Origin of the sequence: Mesorhizobium sp. M0698 (assembly GCF_040320455.1) — a bacterium.
Lineage (GTDB): Bacteria > Pseudomonadota > Alphaproteobacteria > Rhizobiales > Rhizobiaceae > Mesorhizobium.
Genome location: NZ_JAMYPQ010000052.1, coordinates 1 through 10,217 on the forward strand (window position 1 = coordinate 1; position 10,217 = coordinate 10,217).

The window sequence follows — 10,217 nt, forward strand, 5'->3', positions numbered from 1 at the left end:
ACATCGTCGCATACATCGAGGTGAATGAGCGTGCGCTGGCGAGCGTGCGCAAGATTCTTGGAATCGACAACTCGCTGCTGGTTCGGAGAGGGCCTCAACTGCCTTTTGTCGAAGGAAATAGGAGCCTGCGGTGCGCATCTGCCTAACAAGGAGTTGCCGTCCATATAATTCGGTCGCTTGTAAACTGCGTCCGGGACGAGCTGATCTAGGGAGAGCCACCGCCCTCCGACCGGTTTTTTGCAGTCAAACAGTCTTTAACGAGAACGTCCTGCGAAAAAGCTAGCGACGTGACTGCGACGTTGCAACAACATCGTCGACCAAATTGGTACGAAATACGGTGATAAGGTGTACATGATTCAGATCTTCTTTTCACATTGACCATGACGCAGCGAAGTTTGATTTCCTTCTAAGCCTCTTTTGGGGAGATATGCGGGTAATGGCAACTGAGAATTGGCTGCTTCGCGGGACGGACGGGCGTGGCCCGGCTGGCGCGCAATACAAGACCTTTTCGGCAGAGTTGAATCTCGGGGTGAAAGCGACAGCGGGACTCATCGAGCGCGTTGCCGACGCTTGCCGACGGCTGGCAGATGCAGGCTGGGGCGAGTTAATGAACTGCCATGGCCTGGACATCTCGGCTTCTAGCCTTGCGGAGGAGCTCGTCAAGCCATTAGACGTCGATCGTACACTTCCGGGCTTTGAGGATTTCGCCGTGGAGGGAACGCGCGGCATCGAGCCGGCCCAGCCGGCACTTAGCTTGCTTTTTCACGCTTTCGCATCACCGGCCGTTGTAAGCTTCCCGAAGGGCGGTCGAAACGAGCCTCTTAACGCCTTCCCGACACCAGCGGAGATCGAGGCTGTCGAAAACTATGTATTCGGCGTACGCCCTCCCTCAATGGAGGACTTGTTCGTCCGGACCGGTGGGGTTCACTTGGCGATTGTGGTATTCGCCGTGGAATACAGGCCAGGCATTGATACGGTTCACCGCAAACACGCAGACATGTGCTTCGCGCGATGCGGCGTCGCGCGCGTGGGCACGAAGGAGGCGCAATATCTGCCGGCGGCAAGGGGCTACCTTCCCTTCGTCGAAGAGCATCCCAACGAGATTGGAGTGTTACCCTGCCGCTACGCACCTTACATCGCAGCACTGTTGCCAGGGAGCAAGGGCGGGCATGGGCCCATGCGCTTCCTTGAGGAAGATTCAAAGCCGGTTGCCGCTTCTGGCAGACGAACAAGGGATGCGGGAGCGCCGCTGCCACCCCCTGCCCTGCAGGCACGCAGCGTCTCGGATGCTAACCGCAGCTTCTGGATACCTGTTCACAAGCTGTTCGATGGCCAGGAATGCATTCGCGACCGAGAGATCAAGGTTCGTCTGTCCGCTAACCATGTGAACGAAAAAATCAGGCGCGCCCATCTGTTCTTTGGTGCAAACGGCCACCAAAGCGGTTGGTCTGAGCCAGACATCAGCAAGTCGCCGTTCATCTTCTCTGAGGGAATTGCCGAGTTTTCGAAAGATCCCAACTTCGGGAACTGGCACCTGACGCCAACTCCACATAGCCCGATGATCCAGCCCGCGGAGTATCACGGCAAGCCGCTGACGTTCCGTGTGCCTGAGACCACGGACGATACGCCGTGGACAATCTATCAATCCAGCCTAAACCTGAAACTGAAGGCAAGTGGTGCTCGGGCTGCACCTGAATACCTTCACGTGCGGCATGTGATCGATAAAAGCGGAAAGGAGACCGACCTCAACGGATCAAAGGATCTTCTGAAAACGATCGAAAAGGGTGGCTATCACGCACGTCATTATTTGGATTTTGCTGGAGACGGCTGGATCGACGTTGAGTGCGCGGAACTCGCGCTCGAGATCCCGCGCCGGCTACCGGCGTATTCGATTGTCGCCACGCCGGATTTTTATCCTGCGGTCAATCAAACCGATCTGATGAAGTGGACCGAGCAATCGGTGCCGCCCGTATTACTGAGTATCTTATGGCCGGAGAACCCAGGCAAGCCGGAAGCATTGTCGGATCAACGCTACGCAGCCAATCTAGAATTGTTGGGCGCAGGCTTTGACCCAAATGACGATACAATGACGGCAATCGTCGGCGACCTCGGCTCTGGGACAGGCCGTATCGCCCGGCTGCTGCGCTCTACCGGTGGACGCGCGACGACCCTTCCAGACGCCGCCGCAGGGGTCTTTGCTCCGGGCTGGGACGTGTCGTACGACCGGACGCAGGAAGCCGATCCGACAGACACAGGGATCGGGCTGGCACCTGGAACGACTTTCCTAAACACTTACGGACTTGGATCGCCATTCGTTGAAGACACCAAGCTTTGCGCGGCGCTGAGTTCGTTTTGGCCAGCGGTCGCGCCGGACATCACGCGAACATTTGGTCCTGGCCGCGGGTATGCCACGGCAACACCATTGACAGATGACTTGATCGGTGTCGACGGATCGACGCCTTGGGATGGGATCAAAGGGCCGGTCGTTGATTGGAGCAAAAAGGTTATCGAATATCCTTCGCTTGCCTACGGAGACTATGTCGAAATCGCTCTGAAAAAGGGCTTTAACATCAACGTCATCGGGCAGATTTCGAAAGAGGAATATGTCGCAAGGACGATCGCCATGGCCCGCGTGTATGCTGCGGTGGGGGCTACAAGCCGTATCGACAAAGCGAAATGGTCCGTCCTGTCGTTTCGCCATGCAGAGCGGGCGGATCCCGATCTACAGGCAGCTCTCCACGCGACACTCCGCGACGTGCAATGGCCTTATCTCTACCGGTTCGTAATGTTCCGCCACGACGGGAAGACCATTGAGGACAAGAAGAAATTCGACAAGGTATTCGTGCCCTTCGACTTCCTCGTATTGTTGTTTGTCGATCCCTCGATTGTGCTTCATCAGTTGGAGGATGGATCCTGGAAGATTCATGAATTGCGGCGCTGAAATTCCTTTGAGGTTATCAGGTGAGTGTCGCGTCAGACGTTCTTGTCATTGGTGGAGGTCCGGCCGGAACCGCTGCAGCAATATGGGCTGCTCAGTGCGGCCTGCGTGTTGTCTTGCTCGAGCGGACGAAATTTCCCCGCCATCGACCCGGAGAGACGTTGCACCCAGGCGCCGAGCCCATCCTCAAGCAACTCAGCGTCGCGCTGGAAGTAGTGGCAAACGCCGAGGTGCGCCATGAGGGGCAGACGACAGTTTGGGCCGGCAGGCACTCGTCGGCGCAATTCGGCTCAGATTCCGGTGGTCCGTGGCTGGGGTACCAGATTTCACGGGAAAGGCTCGACGCTATCTTGATCGATCGTGCTCGCTGCCTTGGCGTCAGAGTCCTTCAACCAGAAGCGGCTGTTGGACGGCCAATCGTTTCGGGCGGCCGTGTTTCAGGCCTGATGTGTTCGGAACCATACCTCGCCAAGTTTGTGGTCGATGCTTCGGGCATGCGAGGCTTTCTTCGCCGAACCCTGGGACTTGCGCAAATGACGGCCTCGCCACCGCTGCGCGCCCATTATGGTTACGGCATCGGGCAATCCGGACAACGCGAGGTGATCCCGTCTTTGGTTGGAGACGAGCACGGTTGGGTCTGGACGGCAAAGGTTGGAAACCGGACGTTCACTTGGACAAGACTGGATTTTGAGCCAGACGATTGTCGTTCCGGACTGGCCCCTTCTCTGCCCGGCGTCGAGTGGCACAAACCAGTCAGGGGCGCCGATGTGACTTGGCGCATCGTGCCGGCCTGCGCCGGTCCCGGGTATTTTATCGCCGGCGATGCGGCTGCCGTTGTTGATCCCGCCTCGTCGCATGGCGTGCTGCGAGCCATGATGTCCGGCATTATGGCAGCGCATGTGGTTTCGAATGTGCTGTCCCGGTCTGTGGGTGAAAGTGATGGTGCCGATCACTACAAGGCTTGGTTGAGCTCTTGGTTCGAGCAGGATGTGCGGCGCCTGCGAGCATTCTATGGATCGGTAACTTCGTCCTTGGCCTGGGCGGACAACAGGTGGGCATCGGAAGGCCGAATTCACAGATCGGGGCAAAGCGAGGTGCGCCGCTCGGATCTGGTTCAGCGCCAAGCACCTTGAGGAGGAAGGACATGGTTAAGACCGTCATCGCAGAGATCCAGAACAGCACGTTCCCGACGCTTGTAATTCCACCGGAGACCTTCGTCGTATGGACGAACCGCGACCCGTTCCCTCACGCAGTTGAGACGCTTCGCAACGCCTCGTTCTATTTTAATCCGGGGGCGTTGCAGCCTGGCGAAACCTCTAGCCCTGTCTTCTTCGACCACGTTGGGAGCTTTCCCTATTTGTGTCGCTTCCACGAAGGAATGGAGGGTGTTGTTACCGTTGCCGAAGGCGCGTCTGTCGAGCAGAACATGCCCCGTGGAGAAGCCATCAGCCATGCCGGTAGTGGTGACCATAGTCACGGAGGCCATGGAGGGCTCCGGCATCTGCATGGGTTCGTGACCGGTGGGCGGAGTGGCGAGCGCCTGTACATGACGCACACACCGGTGATCGCTGATCCGCGGCATCGCTTCCAGATCATTCTGCAAGCCAGCTTCATGAAGCCGGAACATGTTGCGGCGTACGACCAAATGCGTGCAAAGGGCGGCGGCTATGATGGGCGCGTGCAGATATTCCATAGTCATATCTCACTGGTCGACATAGCCAATGGCGCGATCAAGGAGCTGCCCAATGCCACGGTCGAGTATTATCCGGATGCCGGACATCCCGATGACGGCGTGACCGTTCCGGACCTTCCCGAAGAGGCGACACCGGTCCGGATCGACCGAGTGATCCACTTTCACAAGTTCGAGCCCGATTCGAACTATCCCGAAGGGATGGCCTATCTCGTCTATGGCGACGCTCAGGACGTCTTCATCGACCACTTCATCACCCGAGCTCCGAATTTCCATTCCGTCGCGAAGCTCAAGACAAAACCAGATTTCTGGACGACGTTCGACGGCGACCCGATAAAGATCATTGTTCCATCGAAGCGCATTCGGGATGTATCGCCCAAGGAAATTCGTCGGGTCGGCTTCGTCGACAACTCCTTCCACCTGTATTGGCTTTTGCCCCCGGGAGCCGGCGCAAACCAGGCACAGGATCCACTTAGGAGGCGCGACACTTCTCCGCCTGTTTACGAGGTGGTTCTGGAGGATGGGCGCAGAGGACAGATCGAGATTGGCACCTTCATTCATTTCGACATTCGACTGCTGAACTATGGCGTGTTGATCCTGGGAGAAAACTAGCCGCCTGCCGAAGCGCGTGCTCCGATGCGGCACATCGGCGCCGCAGATCGCGCCTTAACGACGCCTTCAGATGGAACTGCGGGACTACGGGTGAACACTTGTGCTTTGCCTCCGAAGCAGGCCTCAGTAGATTTACCTGCCAAGCGAGCGTCCTAGTCATGATCAGCGCCGTAGGGCACGAAATTCGTCCGGCGTAAGGGCGCAAACACCCCGCTGACTTCACGGCATCGGATTGGCTGGGTGACATCGTGCAGAAAATCAGAGCGGGAGGGCCAACGCACCCGGCCGCCGCGCTCTATGACGAGCTCGATCAGATCAACGACTACACCAAGCAGTACCACCACGGCGAAGACACCTCGGATGCCACGCCCGACAACGCGACCGAGCTGACGGGATTCACCCGCCGTACCCTGAGGCTGGTGAATGCCCTGCAGGCGTAATCTTTATTCGATGGATGGGAGGAGATTTTCCTGGCGGAGGCACCTTTGGCTGGCCCGACGAACACCATAGAGATCCCGGGAACCGTTACCGATGTCGTAAAGTCCCTGCGGGAATTGTTAGCCTTGCTGCGCGAGATTGGCGGCCTGGTTCGGGGCGGAGCCAAACTCGCAACCGCCACCTACCAGCACCACCAATCGAGACGGGCGGCCGGAAACCTGGATGGCTTGAGTTTCGCGCCATAAGCGTCGCGACGTTACCTGGAAGCAATCGCGGCCTGTAACGGAACGATCGAGGATGTCGCCGCCATTGCGGCTAGCCAAGATGCTACCGCTTTCGACCTTGAGATGTGCATGCAGGAGTTGAGCCAGTACTACGATGCATTGCGAGAGGCCCGGGGTAAGGCTGCCGCCGATCGGCTTGAGGCGATTCATCTATGGCGATTTTGGCAAGGACAGGTTGCGCAGGCTGCTTGGGCAACTGGTGCAGTCTTGCAACGGCCTTGACCACTTACCCGAGAGCGCGCCGAAAGAGGCAGCCGCGATTTTGGAGTCGATCGAGGCGCTCAATGAAGTGCTCGGCAAAGCGCCGGACATTGCGGCTCTCCGTGAGAAGGCCGAAGCAGATTTCGCGGCGCACCAGGCACGCTGGGATGCGGTTGCCGAGGAGGGCGGCTACACCGCAGCACTCACGGCCGAACGCGAAGCTGGCGAGCGCGCGGAGGATCTGCTGGAAGCGTTCTCAACAACGCCTGCCACGACCCTCGCAGGTGTGGCGGGCAAGCTCGATGCCGTGTTGCGCAATGGCGAGGTTTGGGAGGGATGCTCCGAGTATCCCTGGCCGCAGATACGCTCTGCGCTCGGTGATCTGGTGCGGATCGCCCAGCAGATGATGCCGGAAGAGTTCTTTCACGGCGGACGGCGTCCCAATCTCCGCAGGCGGCGGGCTGGGTGCTGTTTCCGCACCTGAAGGCGAAGATGGAGGCCAGATATGAAGGTCCGTCCAACCCGACTTCCGGCCGAGGGCAGTGCTGAGGCGCCTCGCGCTGCGGTGAATGGCGCGGGGGGCGAGCATCACCGCGACGCATTAATAGGGCAAACCTTTAGCTCCGAGAGCCGCACAAGGCCGTTCTGGCTGCGGAATGTCAGTGTTGCATCCGTACTTTGCGCCTGGGCGATCCCCGAGATAACGTGATTGCCGGTGTCGTAGACTGTACGCTGCCCGGCATCCTCGATGACCAGTCGCCGCGTGTCAGGATAGATCGCGTAGGGCAAATGGTTCTGCGATCCGGTCGATGAGGGTGTGCCGAGTCCGCCCGGCGAACTTTCACGTACCTGCTGCTGCGATCTATAGCTCACTTCGGCAGGTTCATTATGGGCGACCTCAGGATTCTCCCGTAGATAAGCTACGGGATCGGTGGCCACCGCGTTCAGCTTCGCCCTTAGCGCATCGTTGAACATGTCGCCGACCATTGTCATGCCTGATGACCACTGCGACATGCCGCCGAATTCGGCATGGCTGAACTGCGCCATGGAACCGCCGCCCGAGCGCAGGGCACGCAGCACGGTTTCTACCGCGTCCCTTGACAACTCGTGCCGCGCCGCAAGCCGCGCGATCAATGCCGTCTCTTTGAGATCATCCATCTGTACTGCCTCAACTCTTTTCGCCATTTAACACTGCGATGGGCACATCGTTCCTCCGAGCACGCCAAGGGCAGTTACAGCCCTGGCCAACGCGTGGAGACCGACATCTTTCCGCCTTTGATTTTGAGTGAATGTCGGAACAGCGCCCTAAAGCGGTCGCGCGAATGCCCATCCCAGGTAAGAAGTCGTCAAGTTGAATTGCCCTAATAAGCATTTCTTCAAGGTTTGACCGTAGGTTTCTCTCCGAAGCTCGCAACCGACTTCGGGGAAGAGCATGTTGAAGGTCTATACCTGCATTGCGACGCAGCATGATTTGCGTCTGGTTGCGCTGGCGGCCTTGGTCTGTGCCCTGGCCTCGTTCACGGCCGTCAACCTCCTCCATCATGTCGGGCGTAGCGAACGCGAAATGCGACGGATCTGGCTCGCAGTAGCCGCGGTCGCCACCGGTTTCGGCATCTGGTCAACGCATTTCATCGCCATGCTGGCCTTCCAGCCCGCAGTGCCGAGCGGCTACAATATCGCCTTGACGATCCTCTCGCTGGTCGCCGCGATCGCTTTGACGGGAACCGGCCTCACCGTCGGCATGTCGCCCCGCGTTCCGTATGCACGCTGGATCGGCGGGATGATCGTGGGGGGCGGTATAGCCGTAATGCATTATACTGGCATGGCTGCCTTCGAGATCGCGGGCCGCGTCGTCTGGGATATGCCGCTCGTCGCAGTGTCGATCGCCCTCGGTGGACTGTTCGGTGCCGCAGCGTTGCCAGTTGCCCTTCGGGCCAACACGATCAGGTGGAAGGCACTCGGGGCGTTGGTGCTGACGGTCGCGGTTTGCAGCCATCATTTCACTGCGATGGGCGCGGCCGCGATCGTGCCCGATCCTCGCATCGGCGTTTCGGGCACGGCGCTGCCAGCGGAATGGATGGCAATCGGACTTGCGCTCGCTTCGATCGTGATCATTCTTCTGGCCCTTGTCGGTCTTGTCCTCGATCTGCGTGATCTTCGTCGCGCTGGGGAAAGGGCGCGTATGCAAGAGCTGGCCGACGCCGCCGTCGAGGGGCTGGTTGTGTACAACGAGACGATGATCGTGGCTGCCAATCACAGCTTCGCCGCCCTTGCCTGTGTCGATGGCTCTCAGCCTGTCGGCCGCTCGCTCGAGTCTTTCTTCCCCACCGTCTCGCAGGGCGAACTCACGGCCACCGCCCGAAAGCCGCTAGAGGCGGAGCTATGCGCAACCAACGGCAGTATGATCCCGGTCGAGCTGATCCGACACAACATCCTTTATGCCGGTAAGCAGCATCAGGTCGTGGCGGTGCGCGATATCCGCGGGCGCAAGCGGGCGGAGGAGCAAATTCACTTCCTTGCTCACCACGACCCCCTGACTAAGCTCCCGAACCGCACGAGCTTCAACGAGAAGCTGGAGGCCGAATTCGCGGCGCATCGTGGGACCGACAGGTGCCTTGCCGTCCTTTTTCTCGATCTCGATCGCTTCAAAGAGATTAACGACCTCTTCGGCCATCTCATCGGGGACGCCGTACTCCAGTGTGTGGCCGAGAAGATTAAGAACGTCCTCAAGCCGGAGCATATGGTCGCGCGCTTGGGAGGCGACGAGTTCGCCGTAATCGTTCCAGGCCTGCCGAGCCCAGCGTATGCGACGCGCACCGCTGAAGCCATTTTGAACGCTTTCGACGAGACCGGCGCGAATCTACCCGCCGGCGTCACTCTCGGGACCAGCATCGGCATCGCTGTCTTCCCGAACGATGCGCTCGATCGCGCGACCATTCTGAGCCATGCTGACGCGGCGCTTTATGAGGCCAAGTTGGAAGGGCGCGGCATCTATCGCGTTTTCGAACGGGTGAGCATCTACACCATCGACGTCAGTTCGAGCACGACATCCGTCATGCGATCTCGCGCAACGAGTTCAGTCTCGTCTTTCAGCCGCAAGCAGAGCTTCACTCCAATAGGGTCTTCGGCTTCGAAGCGCTCCTTCGTTGGGATCACGGCACGAGAGGTGCCATCGCCCCGACGGTGTTCATACCGATCGCGGAGGAATGCGGCGCTATTCTGAAGATCGGCGAATGGGTGTTGCGCATGGCCTGTGCCGAGGCGGCGACGTGGGACCGGCCACTGGGACTCAGCGTCAACGTCTCGGCCGTGCAACTCCATGGCGGCAATCTCCCGGAGCTGGTCGAGGAGATTCTGAAAGAAACCGGCCTGGCCCCGTCCCGCCTTGAGCTGGAAATTACAGAATCCTCGCTGATCAAGGATATTGGGCGGGCCCTCGCGGTCTTGCACAAGCTCAAAGACCTTGGCGTCCAGATCGCGATGGATGATTTCGGCACCGGCTACTCATCGCTGTCAAACCTGCGGGCCTTCCCGTTCGACAAAATCAAGGTCGACCAGTCCCTTGTCCGTGCGGTGGATACCAGCGACGAGGCGGCCGCCGTCATGCGCGCGGTCTTCGGGCTTGCTCGAGGTCTCAAGCTCCCCGTCTTGGCGGAGGGCGTCGAAACGGATGCGGAACTGAGCTTTCTGCGCGCGGAAGCCTGCGATCAAATGCAGGGCTATTTGCTCGGCCGACCCTGTCCCATAGCCGAGTTCGCGCAGCATACAAGCGGCGAAGGCAAGGTAGCCACTCCCCAACCGCTGTCTAAGCACAAGTTACGAGTAGTCAAGGACAGCGCGGCCTAGCGTGCCACCTCCATAATTGACCTTCTGCGATGGTCAGCCCCACATTGCCTTTTATGCGACTTTCGAAGCACAAATCATGAACACGGGATGACGGGGTATTCGGTTCAAATTCGCCGCGGATGTCCGCTTTGCGCCCGATGCACGAACATGAAGTAATCGCGGAAGCGGTGGCCACCTGAGATGTGGCGGCGATGTTCGAACATCTGGC

8 protein-coding genes and 1 pseudogene are annotated in these 10,217 nt (G+C 59.1%); 7 read left to right on the forward strand and 2 right to left on the reverse strand.

All coding sequences use genetic code 11. The features are described 5' to 3' along the window. The first annotated feature begins 436 nt into the window (after positions 1 to 436). From NKI16_RS33270 to NKI16_RS33285, 4 genes are all read left to right on the forward strand, one after another. Positions 437 to 2,941 (forward strand): hypothetical protein, encoded by a 2,505-nt coding sequence (locus NKI16_RS33270; RefSeq protein WP_352924664.1) that lies wholly within the window; start codon positions 437 to 439, stop codon positions 2,939 to 2,941. Between the two features lie 20 nt (positions 2,942 to 2,961). Continuing rightward, positions 2,962 to 4,071 (forward strand): NAD(P)/FAD-dependent oxidoreductase, encoded by a 1,110-nt coding sequence (locus tag NKI16_RS33275; RefSeq protein WP_352924666.1) that lies wholly within the window; start codon positions 2,962 to 2,964, stop codon positions 4,069 to 4,071. A gap of 11 nt (positions 4,072 to 4,082) precedes the next feature. Beyond that, positions 4,083 to 5,240, forward strand: coding sequence for a cupredoxin domain-containing protein (locus NKI16_RS33280; RefSeq protein ID WP_352924668.1), 1,158 nt, complete (start codon positions 4,083 to 4,085; stop codon positions 5,238 to 5,240). Positions 5,241 to 5,488: 248 nt separating this feature from the next. Continuing rightward, the gene (locus tag NKI16_RS33285) at positions 5,489 to 5,680 is read left to right on the forward strand and encodes a hypothetical protein (protein WP_352924670.1); all 192 of its coding nucleotides are present in this window, start codon (positions 5,489 to 5,491) and stop codon (positions 5,678 to 5,680) included. A gap of 117 nt (positions 5,681 to 5,797) precedes the next feature. Here NKI16_RS33285 and NKI16_RS33290 read toward each other — a convergent pair whose 3' ends face one another. Continuing rightward, positions 5,798 to 6,112, reverse strand: coding sequence for a hypothetical protein (locus tag NKI16_RS33290; RefSeq protein WP_352924672.1), 315 nt, complete (start codon positions 6,110 to 6,112; stop codon positions 5,798 to 5,800). A 25-nt stretch (positions 6,113 to 6,137) separates the two neighbouring features. Here NKI16_RS33290 and NKI16_RS33295 point away from each other — a divergent pair, with 25 nt between their 5' ends. After that, complete coding sequence (locus NKI16_RS33295) at positions 6,138 to 6,647, forward strand: hypothetical protein (protein WP_352924674.1); 510 nt, start codon at positions 6,138 to 6,140, stop codon at positions 6,645 to 6,647. A gap of 104 nt (positions 6,648 to 6,751) precedes the next feature. Here the strand turns inward: NKI16_RS33295 and NKI16_RS33300 are convergent, their stop codons facing one another. Next, positions 6,752 to 7,321 carry a hypothetical protein gene (locus NKI16_RS33300; protein WP_352924675.1) on the reverse strand — a complete coding sequence of 190 codons (570 nt, stop codon included), beginning with the start codon at positions 7,319 to 7,321 and terminating at the stop codon, positions 6,752 to 6,754. A 478-nt stretch (positions 7,322 to 7,799) separates the two neighbouring features. Here NKI16_RS33300 and NKI16_RS33305 point away from each other — a divergent pair. Next, a pseudogene (locus NKI16_RS33305) lies at positions 7,800 to 9,104 on the forward strand (sensor domain-containing diguanylate cyclase); the annotation flags it as partial. Between the two features lie 119 nt (positions 9,105 to 9,223). Next, positions 9,224 to 10,009 carry a putative bifunctional diguanylate cyclase/phosphodiesterase gene (locus tag NKI16_RS33310; protein ID WP_352924677.1) on the forward strand — a complete coding sequence of 262 codons (786 nt, stop codon included), beginning with the start codon at positions 9,224 to 9,226 and terminating at the stop codon, positions 10,007 to 10,009. Positions 10,010 to 10,217 lie beyond the last annotated feature (208 nt).

Excerpts from the sequence above, each read along its gene's own strand:
- NKI16_RS33300 (WP_352924675.1), bottom strand. The coding sequence starts at position 7,321 with ATGGATGATCTCAAAGAGACGGCATTGATCGCGCGGCTTGCGGCGCGG.
- NKI16_RS33270 (WP_352924664.1), top strand. The coding sequence starts at position 437 with ATGGCAACTGAGAATTGGCTGCTTCGCGGGACGGACGGGCGTGGCCCG.
- NKI16_RS33280 (WP_352924668.1), top strand. The coding sequence starts at position 4,083 with ATGGTTAAGACCGTCATCGCAGAGATCCAGAACAGCACGTTCCCGACG.
- NKI16_RS33290 (WP_352924672.1), bottom strand. The coding sequence starts at position 6,112 with ATGAATCGCCTCAAGCCGATCGGCGGCAGCCTTACCCCGGGCCTCTCG.